General features: G+C 38.3%; 17 protein-coding genes and 1 tRNA gene. 17 read left to right on the top strand and 1 reads right to left on the bottom strand.

The window, feature by feature from the left end; translation table 11 throughout:
• Positions 1–459: 459 nt before the first annotated feature.
• From glmU to ACTWQM_RS19335, 14 genes are all read left to right on the top strand, one after another.
• Positions 460–1,839: a bifunctional UDP-N-acetylglucosamine diphosphorylase/glucosamine-1-phosphate N-acetyltransferase GlmU gene (glmU, locus tag ACTWQM_RS19400; protein ID WP_443259785.1), complete on the top strand. Its 1,380-nt coding sequence runs from the start codon at positions 460–462 to the stop codon at positions 1,837–1,839.
• A gap of 14 nt (positions 1,840–1,853) precedes the next feature.
• The gene (locus ACTWQM_RS19395) at positions 1,854–2,807 is read left to right on the top strand and encodes a ribose-phosphate diphosphokinase (protein WP_443259784.1); all 954 of its coding nucleotides are present in this window, start codon (positions 1,854–1,856) and stop codon (positions 2,805–2,807) included.
• A 201-nt stretch (positions 2,808–3,008) separates the two neighbouring features.
• Positions 3,009–3,638 (top strand): 50S ribosomal protein L25/general stress protein Ctc, encoded by a 630-nt coding sequence (locus tag ACTWQM_RS19390; protein ID WP_443259783.1) that lies wholly within the window; start codon positions 3,009–3,011, stop codon positions 3,636–3,638.
• Between the two features lie 125 nt (positions 3,639–3,763).
• Positions 3,764–4,324: an aminoacyl-tRNA hydrolase gene (gene pth / locus ACTWQM_RS19385; protein WP_443259782.1), complete on the top strand. Its 561-nt coding sequence runs from the start codon at positions 3,764–3,766 to the stop codon at positions 4,322–4,324.
• 77 nt (positions 4,325–4,401) lie between these two features.
• A complete protein-coding gene (locus ACTWQM_RS19380) occupies positions 4,402–4,632 on the top strand; it encodes an anti-sigma-F factor Fin (protein ID WP_443259781.1) in 231 nt (76 codons plus the stop codon).
• 134 nt (positions 4,633–4,766) lie between these two features.
• Positions 4,767–8,291, top strand: a complete 3,525-nt coding sequence (gene mfd / locus ACTWQM_RS19375; RefSeq protein ID WP_443259780.1) for a transcription-repair coupling factor — start codon at positions 4,767–4,769, stop codon at positions 8,289–8,291.
• A 135-nt stretch (positions 8,292–8,426) separates the two neighbouring features.
• Positions 8,427–8,963: a stage V sporulation protein T gene (spoVT, locus tag ACTWQM_RS19370; RefSeq protein ID WP_443259779.1), complete on the top strand. Its 537-nt coding sequence runs from the start codon at positions 8,427–8,429 to the stop codon at positions 8,961–8,963.
• Between the two features lie 722 nt (positions 8,964–9,685).
• Entirely contained in the window at positions 9,686–11,266 is a 1,581-nt protein-coding gene (locus ACTWQM_RS19365) for a putative polysaccharide biosynthesis protein (RefSeq protein WP_443259778.1), read from the top strand.
• Positions 11,266–12,714, top strand: coding sequence for a nucleoside triphosphate pyrophosphohydrolase (gene mazG, locus ACTWQM_RS19360; protein WP_443259777.1), 1,449 nt, complete (start codon positions 11,266–11,268; stop codon positions 12,712–12,714). Before ACTWQM_RS19365 ends, mazG begins: the two co-directional genes overlap by 1 nt.
• A 5-nt stretch (positions 12,715–12,719) precedes the next feature.
• Positions 12,720–12,977, top strand: a complete 258-nt coding sequence (locus ACTWQM_RS19355) for an RNA-binding S4 domain-containing protein (RefSeq protein ID WP_092490940.1) — start codon at positions 12,720–12,722, stop codon at positions 12,975–12,977.
• Positions 12,978–13,036: 59 nt separating this feature from the next.
• A complete protein-coding gene (gene yabP / locus ACTWQM_RS19350) occupies positions 13,037–13,336 on the top strand; it encodes a sporulation protein YabP (protein ID WP_443259776.1) in 300 nt (99 codons plus the stop codon).
• Positions 13,333–13,932, top strand: coding sequence for a spore cortex biosynthesis protein YabQ (gene yabQ / locus ACTWQM_RS19345; RefSeq protein ID WP_443259775.1), 600 nt, complete (start codon positions 13,333–13,335; stop codon positions 13,930–13,932). Before yabP ends, yabQ begins: the two co-directional genes overlap by 4 nt.
• Positions 13,933–13,938: 6 nt before the next feature.
• Entirely contained in the window at positions 13,939–14,319 is a 381-nt protein-coding gene (locus tag ACTWQM_RS19340) for an FtsB family cell division protein (protein WP_443259774.1), read from the top strand.
• A gap of 73 nt (positions 14,320–14,392) precedes the next feature.
• On the top strand, positions 14,393–14,776 hold the full coding sequence (locus tag ACTWQM_RS19335) for a S1 domain-containing RNA-binding protein (protein ID WP_092490936.1): 384 nt from the start codon (positions 14,393–14,395) through the stop codon (positions 14,774–14,776).
• Between the two features lie 390 nt (positions 14,777–15,166).
• On the opposite strand, the gene ACTWQM_RS19330 is transcribed toward ACTWQM_RS19335, so the two are convergent.
• Positions 15,167–15,240, bottom strand: a tRNA-Met gene (locus ACTWQM_RS19330).
• A 492-nt stretch (positions 15,241–15,732) separates the two neighbouring features.
• On the opposite strand from ACTWQM_RS19330, the gene spoIIE reads away from it, so the two are divergent.
• The 3 genes from spoIIE (at position 15,733) to ACTWQM_RS19315 (ending at position 20,819) form a co-directional block, all read left to right on the top strand.
• Positions 15,733–18,183 carry a stage II sporulation protein E gene (spoIIE, locus tag ACTWQM_RS19325; RefSeq protein WP_443259773.1) on the top strand — a complete coding sequence of 817 codons (2,451 nt, stop codon included), beginning with the start codon at positions 15,733–15,735 and terminating at the stop codon, positions 18,181–18,183.
• 994 nt (positions 18,184–19,177) lie between these two features.
• Positions 19,178–19,912: a hypothetical protein gene (locus tag ACTWQM_RS19320; RefSeq protein ID WP_443259772.1), complete on the top strand. Its 735-nt coding sequence runs from the start codon at positions 19,178–19,180 to the stop codon at positions 19,910–19,912.
• The gene (locus tag ACTWQM_RS19315) at positions 19,881–20,819 is read left to right on the top strand and encodes a protein kinase domain-containing protein (protein WP_443259771.1); all 939 of its coding nucleotides are present in this window, start codon (positions 19,881–19,883) and stop codon (positions 20,817–20,819) included. The genes ACTWQM_RS19320 and ACTWQM_RS19315 overlap by 32 nt, the downstream gene beginning before the upstream one ends.
• Positions 20,820–20,867 lie beyond the last annotated feature (48 nt).

Below are 20,867 nucleotides of genomic sequence, written 5' to 3'. Positions count from 1 at the left end.
AAAATCTAGTGTAAAATTGATTTGGGACATCATAAATTCCTCCTCTACATTATTTTCGTGGTTGAAAACATTGTAACATGAGGACTTATGGTGTCCTTTCTTTTTACACAATTATATAGACTTAATCGCAAATAACGGAATGAGGATCCACCAAACAATCGAGACGGATCCTCATCCCGCTAAATAGCAGAAAATCTGCTCTCGTAAGGGTGAAGCGGATCCTCATTCCGCTAATAAATGAGTTCTTCAATAACATGGGTGAAATGTATGCTAATTATTATGTAATTTCTAATGTTATAAGTATTACCCCGCAGTATATCGATTTTTGTATCAGGAACGACAATCTACTAGAATGCAACCTTCTTCCAAAAATTATTAGTCTCCATACGCTTGTATCTGTTGAAATCATCTCTTTTTTGAGATATATTCATAATGGATAATTAGAATGGAGGATTCTTCATGGCGAACCGTTATGCTATCATTCTTGCGGCTGGACAGGGCACAAGAATGAAGTCAAAATTATACAAAGTACTCCACCCTGTATTAGGTCGTCCAATGCTCCAGCATGTGATAGGGCAATTAAACGCTGTGCAGCTGGAAGAGATGGTTACGATTGTAGGGCATGGTGCTGAAAAAGTGTCTGATCATATTGGGGACCAAAGCAGACTTGTCATTCAGGAAGAACAATTAGGAACCGGACATGCCGTAATACAGGCAGAGGAGTTATTAAAAGATAAGGATGGAACTACAATTGTAGTGTGTGGAGACACACCGCTAATTACAAGTGAAACATACAAGTCTCTTTTCGATCATCATGAACGAGAAGGCGCTAAGGCGACAATTCTAACAACAAAAGTTTTAAACCCTACAGGTTACGGTAGGGTTATTCGTAATGAAAATAACGAAGTAGAACGGATTGTAGAACACAAAGATGCCAATGATCAAGAACTTCTAGTTAATGAAATTAATACCGGTACATATTGTTTTGATAACAAGGCACTATTTCAGGCCCTGCAAAAAGTTTCGAATGATAATGTGCAAGGTGAATATTATTTGCCGGATGTAATTGAGATTTTGCGAAGTCAGGAAGAAAAGGTTAGTGCCTCAATCACACCAGATTCTGAAGAAACACTTGGCATTAATGACCGTGTTGCGTTAGCTCAGGCAGAAACAATAATGAAAAGGCGTATAAATGAAAAGCATATGCGAAATGGGGTTACAATTTTAGACCCTGCTAACACATATATAAGCCCAGATGTTATAATCGAACAGGATGTCCTGATACATCCTGGGTCAATTATAAAGGGTGAATCGGTTATAAAAACCGATGCTGAAATAGGTCCGCATAGTGAAATTATTAATTGTTCCGTTGGTGATGCAAGTATCGTTAAACAAAGCGTTGCCAAAGATAGTAAAATAGGCAATCGTGTGCAAATTGGACCATATGCTCATATTCGCCCAGAAGCATCAATCGGCGATGATGCTAAAATCGGTAACTTTGTTGAAGTGAAAAAGACAGTCATCGGAGATAAAAGTAAGGTTTCCCACTTAAGTTATATTGGTGACGCAGATATTGGAAGTAATGTAAATATCGGTTGTGGAACGATTACGGTTAACTATGATGGGAAAAATAAATATTTAACCACGATTGAAGATGATTCGTTTATTGGCTGCAATTCGAATCTGATCGCTCCAGTTACATTAGGGAAAGGTTCTTATATTGCTGCGGGGTCAACGATTACGAAGGATGTGCCTGAAGATTCGTTATCTGTTGCGCGTGCAAGACAAACGAATAAAGAAGGCTATGCATCAAGGATAAAAAACAGAAATAAAAACTAACGGAGGGTTATCTCATGGCATCTAGCTACAAGGATCGGTCTTTGAAAGTATTTTCATTGAATTCAAATCGTCAATTAGCGGAGGACATCGCGAGCCATATAGGCACAACATTGGGTGAGTGTACGGTTTCTGCTTTTAGTGATGGTGAAATTCAAATTAATATTGAAGAAAGTATTCGCGGCTGTGACGTGTATGTTGTTCAATCAACTTGTGCTCCAGTTAACACACACATTATGGAGCTATTAATTATGATTGATGCACTAAAACGAGCTTCAGCAAGATCAATTAATATCGTTATGCCATACTACGGTTATGCTAGACAAGACCGTAAAGCAAGGTCAAGAGAACCAATCGCTGCTAAGCTTGTAGCTGATTTGCTTGAGACAGCTGGTGCTAGTCGTGTAATAACACTGGACTTACATGCTCCACAAATTCAAGGTTTCTTTAATGTGCCGATAGATCACTTGCAAGGTGTGCCAATTTTATCCAATTACTTTGAAACGAAAAATTTTGAGGACTTAGTTATCGTTTCACCTGATCATGGTGGTGTAACACGTGCACGAAAAATGGCCGATCGTCTAAAAGCGCCAATCGGTATAATTGATAAGCGGCGTCCACGACCAAATGTTGCAGAAGTTATGAATATCGTTGGTAATATTGAAGGCAAGACAGCAATTCTTATAGATGATATTATAGATACTGCAGGTACAATTACATTGGCAGCGAATGCATTAATTGAAAACGGTGCTAAAGAAGTTTATGCCTGCTGTACGCACCCTGTTTTGTCAGGTCCAGCGATTGAGCGAATTGATAACTCGAAAATAAAGGAATTGATTATTACGAATTCAATTCCACTCCCTGAAGAGAAACAAAGTGAAAAAATTACCGAATTGTCAGTTGCCCCGTTAATTGGTGAAGCAATTATACGTATACATGAATTGCAATCGGTAAGTATTTTATTCGATTAAACGTTTGAAATGATAAAAATACGGGAATAAAAAATGCGTAGAAATTTTGTCTATTACTAAAATTATGTTTTAATAGTAAGAGATGATTAGCAAACTTTTGCTTATCGCTACTTGATGGCGCAAGCTTTAGTTACTAGGAAAGATTTTTGCCATATAAACTTGGTCAAGTTCCAAGTTTTTAAATAATGGAGGGTGATAAACATGGCAGTAAAACTAAAAGCAACAAAACGGGAAGATCATTCAAAATCTGCAACAAAACAAATCCGTGAAAGTGGAGATGTTCCATCAGTTGTATACGGGAAAGATAAGGATTCTAAAGCGATTGCTGTAAATAGCATCGACTTAGTGAAAACGGTTCGTGACGAGGGCAGAAACGCAATAATATCACTGGAAATTGAGGGTGATAAAGCGGAAGATGTAATGCTGCACGAATATCAAATGGATTCAATCAAAGATGAATTAATTCACGCTGATTTCTATATCGTAAATATGGCTGAGGAAATGGACGTAGAAGTACCATTGAATCTCGAGGGTGAAGCATTTGGTGCTAAAGAAGGCGGCGTACTGCAGCAGCCATTATTTGAATTACAGGTAAGAGCGAAACCAGCAGATATTCCAGAGCAAATCTCTGTTGACGTTTCAGAACTTGGAATTGGTGATACGATTGCAATTGCCGATTTACCAAAAGCAAGTAAATACGAGTTTCTGGAAGATGCAGATACCACTGTCGCAACGGTAGTACCACCAGATACACTGGATGAGACCGACGAGGATGCAGATGAAAATGCTGAACCTGAACTAGTTGGTGCTAAGGACGATGAGGAAGAGTAATTAATTACTATAAGCATTGTGAACCCTCCTATTCATTATAGGGGGGTTTTGCTTTATTTTCTGACATAAAGACAGTACAATATAAAAAGTTAGATAAACTAGTCCATAATAAAGGAAGTAGCAAAATGAAATGTATCGTTGGGTTAGGAAATCCAGGAAGAAAATTTAAAAAAACACGCCACAATATTGGGTTTATGGTAATTGATGAATTAGTGGATCGGCACAATTGGAAACTAAAGAAGGACAAATTTAATGGAAAATCAACGGTTGAGTTTCTTGGAGATGAAAAGGTTGTTCTCCTGCAGCCACAAACATATATGAACCTTTCGGGTGGATCTATTCGTCCGTTAATGGATTTTTATAATATTGATGTTGACGATATTCTGGTGATTTATGATGACCTCGATCTGCCAACAGGAAAAATCCGGTTGCGTCAAAAAGGAAGTCATGGCGGTCATAATGGAATTCGTTCCACTATTGAACATTTAGGTACCAAAGAATTTAAAAGGCTTAGAATTGGGATAGGACGTCCTTCAGGTCAAATACAAGTAGTTGACTATGTTCTTGGATCATTTCCGAAAGAAAAACAGGAAGCTGTTGACTCCGGTATTCATAAGGCGGCAGATGCATGTGAGGCATGGCTGGAAAAGTCATTTCCTGAAGTGATGAATGAATTTAATAATTAGAAATCACATATAGTATAAAAAGATGCTTTTCGGATAAACTTTATTGTACCCCATGTTTATTCGAGGAGGTTTTTTGTATGTCTATTGTCTATAAATGCAGACATTGTGGACATGAGATTGGTAAATTAGATCAGCAAGTAATAGATACATCGATGCTGGGGTGGAACAAATTGTCAACGGAAGATAAACAGGAAATGATTCATTATCAGAATAATGGTGATATCCATATTAAAACCATTTGTGAAAACTGTGAAGAATCACTTGGCAATAATCCACAGTATCATGAGTTAGATTATTTTATACAATAACATACGCAAAAAAGCTTTGGTTATTTCAAAAGCGTGAATGTCGTTTAGCATCGTAAGTATAAGAAACACTTATTGCTGAGCGATGGAGCTCAGCGCTAGCCAAGGCATTTTTGCACTTAAGCAGGTGGGGAAAAATGAAAGGGATTAATGAATATTTACGATCAAAAGAAGATGTTGAATCGATAATTAACGGAATTTCCGACGGGATGAAGGAACAGCTTGTTGCGGGGCTGTCAGGCTCCGCAAGAAGTTTACTCGTGTCCGTTATTAATGAATCATTACATAAACCAGTCTTACTTATCACACATCAACTTGTACAAGCGCAACAATTGTATGATGACCTTGCAGAGTTTATGGGTGATAAACAAATCCACTTGTATCCTGTAAACGAATTGATTGCTTCAGAGATTGCTGTTGCAAGTCCTGAATTAAGAAGCCAGCGAATAGATGCATTGACTGAGTGGTCACAAAGCAAATCAGGAATCTTAATTGCCCCAGTAGCTGCTTTGAAGCGTATTTTACCACCAGCAAGTTATTGGCGTGATTATCAGTTACGTTTTACCTTTGGTGAGGATATTGATGTCGACAATTATCTATCATCATTGGTAGATATGGGTTATGAACGGACAGCAATGGTAACAGCGCCGGGAGAGTTCAGTCGACGAGGCGGCATTATTGATATATATCCTGTAACAGAATTAAACCCTGTTCGTATTGAGTTATTTGACGAAGAAATAGACTCCATACGCTTTTTTGATGCGGAATCCCAACGGTCATTGGATAAAAAGAAGGAAATTACAATTGGCCCCGCTACTGAACTTTTGTTAAGTGAGGAAGACATGGTAACAGGGGCACAGCGTGTGGAAAATGCATTATCGGATTCGCTGACAAAATTAAAAAAACCGGAAGCGAAAGAAACGCTGATTGAAGTAATAGAACATGATATTGAACGGTTAAAGAATCTCGAACGTTTTCAGGAAATGTATAAATATATTGGGTTTCTCTATAACAATCCTGCTAGTTTGTTAGATTATCTACCTTCAAATGGTATGGTCATTATGGATGAAATGAGCAGAATCCAGGAAACGGCAACACACTTAGACTCAGAGGAGGCAGAGTGGTACAGCAGCTTGTTAGAGTCGAATAAAATGGTGCGAGGCAGTAAATTCTCGTTTGACTGGCATACGGTATGGGAGAAAATGACCCAGCAACGGCTCTATATGTCTGTTTTCTTACGGCATATACCGAATACACAACCTCAAAATATTATTAATTTGTCATCAAGAGCTATGCAGGAGTTTCATGGCCAGATGAACTTGTTCCAAAATGAATTAAAACGCTGGGAAAAAGGTGATTTTTCAGTTGTCGTTTTAGCACCAAACAAAAAACGGGCGGAAAAAATTCATTCTATTTTTTCAGACTATGATATAGATTCAGTCGTCACAAGTAAGCTTGTACTCCCTGTAAGTAAGCCAACAATTGCTGTAGGTAATATTAGCAGTGGTATTGAAATGCCGATGCATAAATTGGTCTTAATAACGGAAAATGAGCTTTTTAAAAAGAAAATGAAGCGGACACGTAAGAAGCAAAAGATCTCAAACGCGGAACGTATTAAGGACTATCAGGAGTTGAAGGTTGGTGACTATGTTGTTCATGCTAACCATGGTATTGGTAAATATATAGGCATTGAAACACTTGAGGTTAGTGACATGCACAAGGATTATATGCTGATTAAATACTCAGGTGATGATAAACTCTTCGTTCCGATTGATCAGATAGACTTAGTACAGAAGTTTGTTGGTTCAGAAGGCAAGGAGCCCAAGTTATATAAATTGGGTGGAAGTGAATGGACGAAAGTAAAACGTAAAGTACAATCGTCTGTTGAGGATATTGCTGACAACTTAATTAAACTATATGCAGAACGTGAAGCACGAAAGGGTTATTCATTCAGTGAAGATACAGAAATGCAGCGGGAATTTGAAGCATCATTTGCATACCAGGAAACGGAAGATCAGCTGCGATGTATTGAAGAAATCAAACATGATATGGAAAGAGAGCGTCCTATGGATCGGCTGCTTTGTGGTGATGTCGGTTATGGAAAGACAGAAGTTGCCATACGTGCTGCTTTCAAAGCAATTGCTGATGGAAAACAAGTGGCTATTTTAGTTCCAACGACAATATTAGCCCAACAGCATTTTGAAACAATTAGTGAGCGGTTCTTAGACCATGCGGTAAATATTGGTATGTTAAGCAGGTTTCGAACAAAAAAACAACAGAAGGAAACAATGGAAGGACTTCGAAAAGGGTTGGTAGACATTGTGATCGGAACCCACCGTTTATTATCAAAAGATGTGCAATTTCGTGAATTAGGACTACTCGTTGTTGATGAAGAGCAACGGTTTGGTGTAAAACATAAAGAAAAAATTAAAGAACTTAAAACAAATGTCGATGTCCTTACATTAACGGCAACACCGATTCCGAGAACGCTTCACATGTCAATGCTTGGTGTTCGTGATTTGTCCGTTATTGAAACACCTCCGGAAAATCGTTTTCCAATCCAGACATATGTAATGGAGTATAACCCGATTTTTGTTCGAGAGGCGATTGAGCGGGAAATGTCCCGAGGTGGACAAGTATTTTTCCTCTATAACCGTGTTGAGAATATTGATAGTGTAGCCCGTGAGTTAGGTATGCTTGTTGATGATGCGAAAATAGCTGTAGCGCATGGCCGAATGAATGAGGCAGAGCTTGAAAATATTATATTTGCCTTCCTGGAAGGCGAATACGATGTACTGGTAAGTACTACAATTATTGAGACTGGTGTTGATATTCCAAATGTGAATACACTAATTGTGAATGATGCTGATCGAATGGGCCTGAGCCAGTTGTATCAGCTTAGAGGGCGTGTAGGCAGGTCAAACCGTATTGCCTATGCATATTTCACTTACCAGAAGGATAAAGTACTTACTGAAATTGCTGAAAAGCGTTTACAGGCTATAAAGGAATTTACAGAGCTTGGTTCTGGATTTAAAATCGCCATGCGTGATTTGTCTATACGTGGTGCAGGAAACCTATTAGGTTCACAACAACATGGATTTATTGATTCGGTTGGATTTGATATGTATTCCCAAATGCTTAAAGATGCAATTGATGCACGCAAGTATGGAAAGGAACTCGATGACGTTAAGGTGTTTGAACCAGAATTAACACTTAATATTGATGCATATATTCCTGACACCTACATCAAGGACGAAAAACAAAAGATTGAGATGTACAAACAATTTCAAACAATCGAATCAACAGACGACATTGGTGATTTACGAGAGGAATTAACTGACCGATTTGGTGACTACCCGCAAGAAGTGGAGCATTTATTCGTGGTGTCATCGTTAAAAAGGGCTGCAAAGCAACAACGGGTTGAAACGATAAGTGAAAAGAATAAAAAAATAGAATTGCTTGTAGATGAAGGCCGCAGTCAACAGGTTGATGGGTCAAAATTATTCGAACTTGCCAATAATTTTGGTCGGGAAGTCCAGCTCGGGACAGAAGGAAGTAAATTAAAGGTGATATTCAAATGGACAAAAGACACGCAACACCAACGGTATGAAATAGTCGAAAATTTTATTACCCATTTGTCGGAAGTTAATCGGGATGATTAGAAAATTCCTTCAGAATGTATAGTTCTTAGAAGATGTTTTATACTATAGACACAACTGGTGTTTTTTTCACATTGAGGTAAACATTGAAATTACATAACACCAGAGACAATCATCATAGGAAAGTGAGGCATCATAATGAAAGCAACAGGAATCGTACGTCGAATTGATGATTTAGGCAGAGTAGTAATTCCAAAAGAAATCAGACGCACATTGCGTATCCGTGAAGGAGACCCATTAGAAATATTTGTCGATCGTGAAGGCGAAGTTATTTTAAAAAAGTATTCACCTATTAATGAACTGGGGAGTTTTGCAAAAGAGTACGCAGAAGCATTATTTGACTCGTTGCACTATCCTGTACTAATTTGTGACCGTGATGAAATAATAGCAATAGCTGGGGAGTCAAAAAAGGATTATCTAAATAAAAGTATTGGTACACAACTGGAAAAGACAATGGAAGATCGCTCACCTGTATTTGAAACAGAACCAGCGACAGTGGAAACCATCCAAGGTAAAGATGAGGAACTTGATTCGTATTGCATAAGTCCTATTATTGCAAATGGTGACCCGATTGGCTGTGTCATGATGTTTTCAAAGGAAGGCAAAAAACTTAGTAATGTCGAACAAAAAAGTACCGAAACGGCTTCAAGCTTTTTGGCCAAGCAAATGGAATAATAGAAGCTAAGAACAAAAGCCAGTTAGCAAAGTCACTGGTTTTTGTTCTTTTTTTACAGATAAGAAAGTATAACTACTTTCTTACTGCATAAGTGCAACTAAGGCAATTCGCCCAAAGGCTTGCACTCCAGAGTATAAGGGGTTCTAAGAAAGCAAAATACGCTTTCATAAGAATCCCTTTAACGAATGCCAAGTTTTCTAATGTTGCAATAGATATAAACGAATCACAGTGAAAATTTTCTTTTGTGCTACTTTCCTTTGTTTCAACGATGATTGAGTGCCAATTTTGGTTCCGGCAGAACACTTAACTTTCATCACTCCAGGCTAATGCGACACTTGCTCAACAGTTACTCATCAGGGTTATGAGAACCGTAAATCTGTTCAAATAGCGAGAAACGTTCATTTATCGAGGTTTAGATTCACTACATGGAAAAACGACAATCTGTTAGAAGTTAGTAGTAGGTCTCTTACACCTACAATCGTTTGTGAATGAACAAAAGTGGCATTGTTAGAGAAAAAATATTTTTTACAGATGCCACTTTTTATACTCTAGATTCGATTGTACTAGTAAGAATGGCAGGATAGCTGGTATGCTATAATGGTTAAAAAATGGTTTAGAAAACTTGGCTTATCACTAAGTCTTGATAAAGATAAGCCTTAGTTGTACTTATACAGTAAGAAAGGACTTATACCTTCTTAACTGCCATAGAAAGGCGTTTTTCATGGACGGGAATGAGACCAATAAATTAGTAAAAGGTGCTTTGCTTCTCACTTTAGCGGGTTTGATTAGCAAGGTGCTGAGTGCCGGATATCGTATTCCACTGCAGAACCTCACCGGCGATATGGGTTTCTATATCTATCAGCAAGTTTATCCGTTTCTTGGTATTGCCTTGGTTTTGTCATTATACGGATTTCCTTCAGCCATATCAAAATTAACCGTAGATATAAAAGCACAAGGAATGGGACCTTCAATCACCCGTTTTTATGTTCCTGTATTCCTGCTGCTTGGTTCTATATGCGGAAGTATTTTTTTATTTATATATTTTAACGCACAGGAAATTGCAGTATGGGTAGGCGATGCCAACTTAGAAAGGACATATGAATTAGCTGCTTTTACGTTCTTACTCGTTCCTTTTTCAGCATTGTTGCGTGGTGTGTTTCAAGGAATGAAGCAAATGAAACCCACTGCTATTTCACAAGTAGGCGAACAATTCATTCGTGTGCTCCTGATTATTCTGGCGGCGGTATTTATTTATGCTAATTCAAGTGACACATATAGCATCGGACAAGCTGCGGCAATAGCTTCGTTGTTTGGTGGATTAGCTGCAATTCTGATACTCCTATTCTTTTTTATGAAAATGAAGCCAACAAAAAAACTGCAATTTGATATTCCGTGGAATTACTACATACGTACATTATTAATCTTCGGCATGATTGCTGCACTAAATCACATGCTGTTAATAATTATTCAATTCGCCGATACATTTACGCTTGTTCCTGGACTTATGGAGTATGGGTTATCAGATATTGATGCAAGAAGGGCAAAAGGTGTATTCGACCGAGGGCAGCCATTGATACAGCTTGGAACAGTTTTAGGATCTTCATTTGCTCTGGCGTTGATCCCGACAATTTCACAGAATAAGCTCAAAAATGACCCTAAAGCATTTCACACATATATTGAAAGTGCTCTAGTCGTTAGTTTTTACTTAGCTGTTGGTGCGACAATTGGGTTAATTATAATTTTTCCAGAAGCAAATATACTTTTATTTCAGAATGGAAATGGTACGGTAAGTTTACAGATTCTGGTTATATCTATCTTTTTAAGTTCGATTGCAATTACAGCAGCATCTATTCTTCAAGGATTAGGCTATATTAAACGTACAGCCGGTTTTATACTTATCGCCTTTTTTATAAAGTGGATTACCAATCAGGCTCTAGTGCCGTTGTTTGGAATAATGGGTAGTGCAATTGCTACGGTTTTCAGTCTGGCAATACTTGCTGTCCTCATGTTGTTTGCATTGAAAAGAAAGCTGCCAAAACTGAAGGTAGAGAAGCATATAAATTGGCGAGCGTTTACTATAGCTGCGGCAGGCATGATATTCTATATACTTTTAATAGATTATCTTTTGCCTGGCAGTTCAACTCGGTTTGGATTACTACTATATGTATTATTTGCCGTAATAACTGGAGCGCTACTCTACATTCTTTTGTTAGTAAGGTTCAGGGCTTTTACGAAAAAAGAAATATCGATGCTCCCATTAGCACCGATATTAACCCGAATCCATAGAGGGAGGGAAATTTAGTGGGAAATACAATTGAAATTATCGGCCTTGGGTCAGGAGATATTGACCAGCTGCCACTAGGGATTTACAAAAAATTATCGAATACAAACACTTCCATTTTTGCACGAACGATTAATCACCCGGTAATAGAGTCATTACAGGATGAAGGGATAAAATTTTCCCCATTTGATGAAATCTATCAAACAACGGAGCAATTTGATGAAGTATACCGTCGTATTGTGGATTCACTAATAGAGGCGTCATACCATAATTCCGTTATTTACGCAGTCCCCGGTCACCCGATGCTTGCTGAAAAAACCGTTCAACTGTTGCTGGAACAAGATGCAGTACCGGTGGAAGTCATTGGAGGACAGAGTTATCTGGATGATTTGTTCACATCATTACGAATTGATCCGATCGACGGATTTCAGTTTGTCGATGGAACAGGGTTTAAGCGCAGCCAGTTGAATTATCGGCAGCATATCATTTTTTGTCAGGTCTATGACCAGTTTATCGCGTCAAATGTAAAATTGGAGTTGCTTGAGGATTTGCCTGCAGATTATCAAGTAACCGTAGTTGAAGCAGCTGGCAGTAACCAGGAAAAAATTACGACAATTCCTTTGGAGGAACTTGATTACGCATTGGAAGTAAATAATTTAACTTCCGTTTACATCCCTCCAGCCCCTGCACATATGCTTAACCATACATTTTCAAAACTGCGGGAAGTAATTGCTGTATTGCGTGGGCCCAATGGATGTCCGTGGGATAAAAAACAAACACATGAAACATTACGGGAGTATGCAATTGAGGAAGTATACGAAGTAATTGAAGCAATTGATAATCAGGATGATGAAGGTGTTGTCGAAGAGCTAGGTGACCTCCTGTTGCAAGTATTGCTTCATAGTCAAATCGGAGAGGATGATGGTTATTTTACGGTTGATGACGTTATTCGTTCGATTACGGATAAAATGATTCATCGCCATCCACATATTTTTGCCGATAAGACTGTCGAATCTGTTGAGGATGTTTACAAGACATGGGATGCATTAAAGCAGGAAGAAAAAGGAGACTATCGTAAATCGGTACTAGATGGTATTCCCGCTGGTTTGCCAGCATTAGCAAAAGCATTCAAACTCCAGAAAAAAGCAGCTAAAACAGGATTTGATTGGGATGATATAAAGGATATATGGAAGAAGCTGCAGGAAGAGCTGGATGAGGTTAATGAAGCCATTGTAAGGCAGGAAAAGTCAGAGATAGAAAAAGAACTTGGCGATGTACTATTTGTACTTGCAAACATATCAAGGTATTATAAGGTAAACCCGGAAATTGCTTTAAACCAAACAAACCAGAAGTTTCATTCCCGATTCTCCTATATTGAGGAACAATTGGAGCGCCAGGGTAAAGACATTTTTCAAACAACCCTGGAGGAAATGGATTATTACTGGAACCAAGCAAAAAGAAGAGAGTGATAGAATTGCGTTTAGACAAATTTTTGAAGGTCACAAGACTAATAAAACGTCGGACAATGGCAAAAGAAGTTGCTGATCAAGGGAGGATTACCATTAATGGTAACAAGGCTAAGGCTTCATCAATTGTATCTGTTGGAGATGAACTGGTCATTAAGTTCGGACAAAAATTGGTAACACTCGAAGTGAACGCCTTAAAAGAAGCAGTGAAAAAAGACGAAGCAGAGATGCTCTATAAAGTAATTAAGGAAGAGAAAGTTAATTAGGATAGTTCTACACTTGTCCTTCTAATCATACAGTAATAATGATAAGGAGGGCGAAATGTATGAATTACTATGAAAAAGATAGTGTTACACGTGTACAGCAGGAACATGTTGTGAAAATTAATAACCGAAAAGAACTGGAAATAACCGGTGTTAAAGAAGTTGATAGTTTTGATAATGAAGAGTTTTTATTAGAAACAGTTTTAGGATACCTGATCGTTCGAGGGCAGAATTTACAATTGAAAAATCTGGATGTTGGGGAAGGTTTAGTAACAATCAAAGGTAAAATATATGAGCTTTCCTATGTGGATGAACATCAGCAGGAGAAAGCTAAAGGATTCTTTAGCAAGCTATTCAAATGACACTAAGCGTTCAATTCCTGACCATGTTCTCAATGGTTTTAGGTGGCTTTTATTTGGGTATAATAAACGATACCTATCGAAGGTTTTCGATCCATTGGAAGCAAAACAAAATTCTCTCTTATTTCATGGAAATTAGTTTCTGGCTAACGCAGACAATGTTACTATACTACCTGTTATTCCGAGTAAATAGTGGAGAGCTTCGTTTTTATGTATTTATCGCCTGTTTACTCGGTTTTTCAGTCTACCAGGTGACAACTGCAAATGCGTATAAGCAATTATTGGAGCATATTATTCGAATTGGGCTGAAGATCTATCAATTTATTGAAAAATTGGTACAAGTACTTTTTATAAAGCCAATAAAGTTTGTTGTTCACTTACTTATTGTATCTCTGCTGTTCATTGGAAATGTTTTATTAACCATCATTCGATACACGTTCAGGTTCATGTATGTTCCAATATCCTGGGTATTTCAGAATCTGTTTCGATTGCTGCCAAAAAATATTCAAAATTATTTACACAAAATTGCAGGGATTTATAGTACAATGGAGAATATATTAAAAAAATGGATAAAATATATTACGTTCAAGAGGAGGTAGTTGCCTATGCCTACAAAGAAAAAAACAGTAACAAAATTAGATTCAAGCTATGTTGATCAGTACGATGCCTACATAGAAAGACAAAGAAGAAAGAAAAAGCGTCTAATTCGCCGTCTGGTATTATTTGCTGCTGTAGTGATTGTTGTTATTGGAAGCATGGCGACATACCATTTTAATCAGGTTTCTCTTCAGGAGAAAAAAGAAGAACAATACAATCAAATGGAAGATAAATTAGCTACTTTGAAAAAAGAGGAAGAAAATCTTCGACAAGAAATTAAACTGTTGAACAATGAAGAGTATGTACTGGAGATAGCTCGGACGAACTATTTCTTATCAAAAGAAGGCGAATTAATTTTTAAAATTCCTGATGAAGAGCCCTCTTATTGACACACTTTTACAAGCTTAGCTATAATATATAAGAACTATATTTTCTACACTTTTAAGGAGGAGCATTTTTTTTATGTCAATCGAAGTAGGCAGCAAGCTGCAGGGAAAGGTAACCGGTATAACTAATTTTGGGGCCTTTGTTGAACTTGGTGAAGGGAAAACTGGCTTAGTCCACATTAGTGAGGTTGCTGACAACTACGTTAAAGACATTAATGAACACCTTACTGTTGGTGATGAGGTGACGGTAAAGGTTATTAATGTTGAAAAGGATGGTAAGATTGGCTTATCCATTAAGAAAGCAAAGGATAAACCAGTTCGCCCAAAAAATAATCGGGATCGCGGTGAAAATTTTGAATCTAAAATGAATAAATTTCTTAAGGATTCAGAAGACCGTTTAGCCTCTTTGAAAAAGCACACAGAATCCAAACGTGGAGGTCGAGGTGCTAAAAGAGGATAGCAACTGCTGTCTATGACAATGCTCTATGATATAAATCAACTGAACAGGAATCGCTTGGAGAAGCGGTTCCTGTTTTTTTCGGCTCTAAATACTTACTGCAATGCCGCTGAGGCTTATTTATATTAAAGCTAGGAGGCGATAAGCTGTTGAGGGTTTAGTGGGCGGAAAATGTGCACGACGATATTATTAATTGTGAACTTGAGCGGGAAAGTTGTGAACTTGAGCCAAATTTGTGACAGTTTGAGCCGATTCACTGTGAACTTGAGCCGAATTTGTAATAGATTGAGCCGATTTACGATTATTTGCAAAGAACACTTCGAATCGATTCTAACAAAAAAAGACCTGCAGTTAAGTGTTTTTAACACTTCTGCAGGTCTTTTTTATTAAGGATAGCGGCGGAGGGGATCGAACCCACGACCTCACGGGTATGAACCGTACGCTCTCGCCAGCTGAGCTACGCCGCCAAAAATAATCACAAATGATATCATACAACAGGCTGACATATGTGTCAATGAGTAATTTTGGAAAAATAGAGGTGTTTGTCGTAATTTACTAGAAAATATTAATTAAAAACATTTGCTAGAGAATCAGCCGGATAACTTACGTAGGCTATATGCTGATAGAGTGGAAGTGGGATTTCCAGCAACTCACATGGGAATACAAACAGTGAATCAGGTTTTACCGAGGATATGTTTTCATGAGGGGATTCACTATAGGGATATACAATTGCTGAAACGATTCATTATAAAATAGTAGATTAGTTAGTCGAGCGGCAGAAAGATTAATCGCACGACATATATATCTTTAGACAATAGTAAACAGAATACGGAAGGTTATGTAGAATACCGCTTGTCCATATAGAATACAGTCGAACGATTTTTTATACTTGCTCTCTTATTTTGACAAAAAAACAATGCATATTGTGATTTAATGTTTGAAAGAGGGAGTGGTATTCTATGATGGATTCAATTCCAAGGTTGGAATCCGAGGCAATCGGCGTAAACAAAAACCTGTTGCAAAGATTTCGTAAGTGGATGTCATTGCAGGCAACATCTTTATTATTCGAAAAAGGCTGGCTGTTCTATATAGTTGGTTTTTTATTAGGACGAGCTATCATATTATCGGTTGTCTCACCATTTGCTGTTGCTTTTTTGGCAACCATTTGGTTTATACATAAGGACAAGGCAGCGAAAGTAATGCTTGCAGTCCTGGCTGGCTCACTAAGTTTTTCTCTTGTTCATGGGGTTTTTATAACGTTGGCAATGATTGTTTTCGTCTTTTTGGCTGGAATATTTAAACATGCCAAAAAGCAGCAATTGTACATTCCATTATTTGTATTCTTCTCAACAGTAGCGCCGCGGCTTTTTATTTACTCGGCTACAGGGCAGCTTTCATCTTATGAATGGATGCTTTTAGTTGTTGAGGGGGTGTTGGGAACTGTCCTTGTATTAATCTTTATGCAGAGTATTCCATTATTATCACCTAATAGATATAAACCTACATTAAAAAATGAAGAAATTGTTTGTATGATTATTCTGCTTGCATCAATCCTTACAGGTACAATCGGCTGGGAATTTTATGATGCATCCGTTGAGCAAATATTGTCTCGCTATTTTGTATTGATACTTGCATTTGTTGGTGGTGCGGCAATCGGGTCAACAGTAGGGGTAGTAGCAGGACTTATCCTGTCATTGGCAAATGTTGCTAACCTCTATCAAATGAGTTTGCTTGCCTTTTCAGGATTGCTAGGGGGCTTATTAAAAGAGGGGAATAAGATAGGGGTCAGCATTGGCCTCTTAGTAGGGACGTTTCTGGTAGGAATTTATGTAGATGCGGGAACAATCGTACCTTCGCTTATTGAGACCTCTGTTGCTATTTTATTCTTTATATTGACACCGGCAAGCTGGTTTAAAAAATTATCACGTTATATTCCAGGGACAGAAGAACATACCAACGAGCAAGAGCAATACTTGCAAAAGGTCCGTAATGTTACCGCCAAACGAGTTGAGCAATTTTCTGATGTATTTGAAGCGCTCTCAAAAAGTTTCACCTCATCTGAAGAATTTAAAGAAGAGGATATTCAGGATAGGCGTGAGACAGATTACTTTTTAAGCCAGGTTACCGAGAAAACATGCCAGACCTGCTTTATGAAAGATCGTTGCTGGGAGCAGCAGTTTGATAAAACATATTCCCTAATGGAAAATCTGAAGGATGATCTTGTAGAAGGGAAAGAACCGAGTAATAAATCAATTCGCGAATTTGAGAATCATTGTGTGAAATCAAAAAGAGTTATTGACGTGATGAAAGAGGAAATTTCATCATTTGAAGCAAATAAAAAATTGAAGAAACAAGTACATGAAAGCAAGCGTTTTGTTGCTGACCAATTACAAGGCGTTTCGGAAGTTATGGAGGATTTTGCTAACGAAATCCTCAAGGAACGCCAGCACCACGAGAAACAGGAAATGCAAATTATTCATACACTTAAGCATATGGGTATTGATTTAGAAAAATTGGATATTTATCAATTGGATAAAGGTAATATAGATATTGAAATGACATTATCTTTTTATGATTATCATGGTGAAGGTGCGAAGATAATTGCCCCTGTATTGTCCGATATATTAAATGAAATGGTTATTGTTAAGCAGGAAGAGGTTTCACCATTTCCGAATGGCTATTGTTATCTGGCATTTGGATCTGCCAAAGAATATGTAATTGATACTGGTATTGCCAATGCGGCTAAAGGTGGAGGTCTTATTTCAGGAGACAGCTATACAACCATCGAACTTGGTGCAGGTAAATATGCAATGGCTATTAGCGATGGTATGGGTAATGGACAACGTGCAAGTGAAGAAAGTAAAGAAACGTTACGTCTTCTTCAGCAGATTTTACAAACAGGAATTCCGGAAAGAGTTGCAATTAAATCAATCAACTCAATCCTCGCACTGCGAACGACTGATGAAATGTTTGCAACATTAGATTTGGCTGTAATTAATATGCATAACGCATTTGTTCGTTTTTTAAAAATAGGTTCTACTCCAAGTTTTATCAAGCGCGGGGATGAAATGATTAAGGTGGAAGCAAGTAATTTACCGATGGGAATTATACAGGAATTTGACGTTGATATCGTTGGAGAGCAATTGAAATCAGAAGATATTTTAATTATGATGAGCGACGGTATATTTGATGGGCCAAAACATATTGAAAATACGGATGTTTGGCTAAAGCGGAAAATTCGTGAAATGAAAACGGATGATCCTCAGGAAATAGCAGATTTACTACTTGAGGAGGTTATTCGAACACGGTCGGGATCAATTGAAGATGACATGACAGTGGTTGCTGCCAAAATCGTTAAAAACACACCACAATGGGCTTCGATACCAACGTACAGCGAAAAAGCGCAATAACGGTTGCTGAAAGAGGCTGGGACATAACTAAGAATTTCTACTTTAAAGACGAATAATAACAGGATAAGTTGTTTGGAACGTTTATTATCAATGGTTGATATGTTACGTATTTGATATAAAATGCGACGTAGTGAAAAACTTTTTAATGCTGCTTTCCCTTTTCTTAAATGAAGGTTGAGTGCTTAGATTCGTTCCGGCAGAATACTTCGCTTTCTATGGGCACGACCTCACCCTCCTTGCCCCGGCAAAGGGGTATGCCGACGTTGTCCGCAAAGGACGGTTTTAGTCGGCCTTCATTTAGTTGCTTCTTCCGGGGTCTTCGGAACGTGCTGTTCCCGTAAGAGTCTACGTATTCTGCCCTCCACTGGAAGAGGCTTCTTGATTAGAGCTTGAAGTGTTCCCTATGGCTAAGAAGATTAAAGTAAAAGCAAACCCAGCGAAGGAAATACACGTAGACTCCTGTGGGAGCTGAGGCTCATCAGCCGCCCTAGGTGCGCGAAGTGTATTTCCGGAGCGGCATTATAGCACTCATACTTGTTAAAAAGTACGGGGCAGTTTATATGTAATCTGCAACAAAAAATTCCGAACTAACTCTAATTCTATTTCAAGAATTTGAATCATAGTTCGGATTTTACTTTGACTTAAATACTTTTGTCCCAGCTACTTTTTTAGCAGTTAAGAAGGTAGTATGGATGCAGAGTGTACTGCGATGAGCCAGCAATGTGAATCCTCATTCCGCTAAACGGAAGGTTTAGTCTTCTAAGGGGTGTGAAACGGATCCTCATTCCGCTAATAGCAAAAAATCAACGGAATATAAGGTTAAAAGGACAAATAACGGAATGAGGATCCTAAAACATGCCCTAAATGAGGGATTTGTAATGAATAACGGAATGAGGATCCGCCAGATTAGCAGTATCCCAATTTCAAGGAGTAAACGTATATTTATAGATGATGTTGGCGATGATGGTAGTGGAAAAGCTGGGAGGTATCTTAAGTGAAAAAAGGAACATTAAAACAGATTCTATTGATTACGGATGGTTGCTCCAATAAGGGTGAGGATCCTGCTGCAACGGCAGCATTGGCACATCAGCAAGGTATGACGGTAAATGTTATTGGTATTTTAGATGATGATCAGACAGAGCAGCCAGAAGGACTAGAGGAAGTGGAAGATATTGCGCTCTCTGGTGGTGGCGTCAGTCAACTTGTTTATAAACAATCGCTATCACAGACTGTACAAATGGTTACAAAGCAAGCAATGACACAAACCCTGCAAGGTTTTGTTAACCAGGAATTGAAGCAAATATTAGGCCCAAATCAAAACCTTGAGGATATTGAACCGGATAAACGCGGAGAGATCATGGAGGTTGTGGAGGATATGGGTGAAACGTGTGATTTGGAGGTTCTTGTTTTAGTTGATACGAGTGCAAGCATGCATGATAAACTTCCGACAGTAAAAGAGGCCCTGATTGACCTTTCGATAAGTCTAAATGCTCGAATTGGAAGAAACCGATTCTGTATCTTCAGTTTTCCGGGCAAACGAAAAGATATTCAAAAAGTATTCGACTGGTCGCCAAAGCTTGATTCAATATCAACAGTATTTCCAAAGCTAAGCAGCGGAGGGATTACCCCAACAGGCCCTGCTATACGTGAAGCGATGTATCAGTTTGGAAAGAAAGGCTTGCTAAGGAGCTTGAGGGATGAAGATGAACCAGGCATGGAAGAAGCATGAAGTTGATATAAAGCCAGGAACAATAATTAGTGGGAAATGGCATAAGTATCGTTATACAGTTAAAAAGAAACTTGGCCGCGGTGCAGTTGGGTCTGTTTATCTTTGTGATTTGAATGGTAAGCAAGTGGCTTTGAAAATAAGTGATAAAAGTACATCAATGACGATGGAAGTGAATGTGTTAAAGTCGTTAAAGAAGGTCCAAGGAAGCCATCTTGGGCCTTGTTTATTGGATGTGGATGATTGGGAAATCACACGAAATACAAAGTACTCTTTTTACGTGATGGAATACTTACACGGAGAAACTATGTCAAGCTTTATTAGTCGTAACGGGGATGAATGGATCGGTGTATTTATGCTGCAATTACTGGATGATTTAGAGCGTCTTCACCAGGCTGGGTGGGTGTTTGGTGATTTTAAAACGGACAATCTTATTGTTCTTTCTTCTCCAACAAAGGTTCGCTGGATTGATGTTGGCGGTACAACACAAATCGGCAGGGCGATTAAGGAATATACTGAATTTTATGACCGTGGATATTGGGGCTTGGGTTCAAGACGTGCGGAACCAAGCTATGATTTATTTGCTTTTGTTATGGTATTTTTAAATATATACTACCCCAAAAGGTTCGATAGGGGTTCGCAGCCAAAAGCAACACTTTTTAAAAGGTTGGATGATATAAAGCAGTTACGTATGTATCGCAGTAATCTAAAAGACGCGCTACTTGGCAAATACAGGACCAGCGGACAAATGAAGGGTGAAATAACCAAAACACTGCAAGCTATCAGAGCCTCCAAGAGATCACAAAAAGGAACGGGTAAATCAGTCTCCAAGGGTACTCCGTTTGTCGAAACTGGTGGTATCTTTCTAATAGCACTATTTTATTACCTTTCATCCTTACTATTACCCTGATATACGTTGTCTTGCTCTTTGTCAGGGAGCATTTTTATGGTAGGATGG

The organism is Virgibacillus sp. L01 (genome assembly GCF_052246775.1).
In the GTDB taxonomy this organism is placed as follows: domain Bacteria; phylum Bacillota; class Bacilli; order Bacillales; family Amphibacillaceae; genus Lentibacillus.
This window is presented reverse-complemented; position numbering and strand designations above follow the sequence as displayed.

Coding starts and splice junctions, on each gene's coding strand:
- ACTWQM_RS19315 (WP_443259771.1), top strand. CDS start 19,881: ATGAAGATGAACCAGGCATGGAAGAAGCATGAAGTTGATATAAAGCCA.
- spoVT (WP_443259779.1), top strand. CDS start 8,427: ATGAAAGCAACAGGAATCGTACGTCGAATTGATGATTTAGGCAGAGTA.
- ACTWQM_RS19365 (WP_443259778.1), top strand. CDS start 9,686: ATGGACGGGAATGAGACCAATAAATTAGTAAAAGGTGCTTTGCTTCTC.
- spoIIE (WP_443259773.1), top strand. CDS start 15,733: ATGATGGATTCAATTCCAAGGTTGGAATCCGAGGCAATCGGCGTAAAC.
- ACTWQM_RS19340 (WP_443259774.1), top strand. CDS start 13,939: ATGCCTACAAAGAAAAAAACAGTAACAAAATTAGATTCAAGCTATGTT.
- yabQ (WP_443259775.1), top strand. CDS start 13,333: ATGACACTAAGCGTTCAATTCCTGACCATGTTCTCAATGGTTTTAGGT.
- ACTWQM_RS19380 (WP_443259781.1), top strand. CDS start 4,402: ATGTCTATTGTCTATAAATGCAGACATTGTGGACATGAGATTGGTAAA.
- glmU (WP_443259785.1), top strand. CDS start 460: ATGGCGAACCGTTATGCTATCATTCTTGCGGCTGGACAGGGCACAAGA.
- ACTWQM_RS19390 (WP_443259783.1), top strand. CDS start 3,009: ATGGCAGTAAAACTAAAAGCAACAAAACGGGAAGATCATTCAAAATCT.
- ACTWQM_RS19335 (WP_092490936.1), top strand. CDS start 14,393: ATGTCAATCGAAGTAGGCAGCAAGCTGCAGGGAAAGGTAACCGGTATA.
- pth (WP_443259782.1), top strand. CDS start 3,764: ATGAAATGTATCGTTGGGTTAGGAAATCCAGGAAGAAAATTTAAAAAA.
- ACTWQM_RS19395 (WP_443259784.1), top strand. CDS start 1,854: ATGGCATCTAGCTACAAGGATCGGTCTTTGAAAGTATTTTCATTGAAT.
- mfd (WP_443259780.1), top strand. CDS start 4,767: ATGAAAGGGATTAATGAATATTTACGATCAAAAGAAGATGTTGAATCG.
- yabP (WP_443259776.1), top strand. CDS start 13,037: ATGAATTACTATGAAAAAGATAGTGTTACACGTGTACAGCAGGAACAT.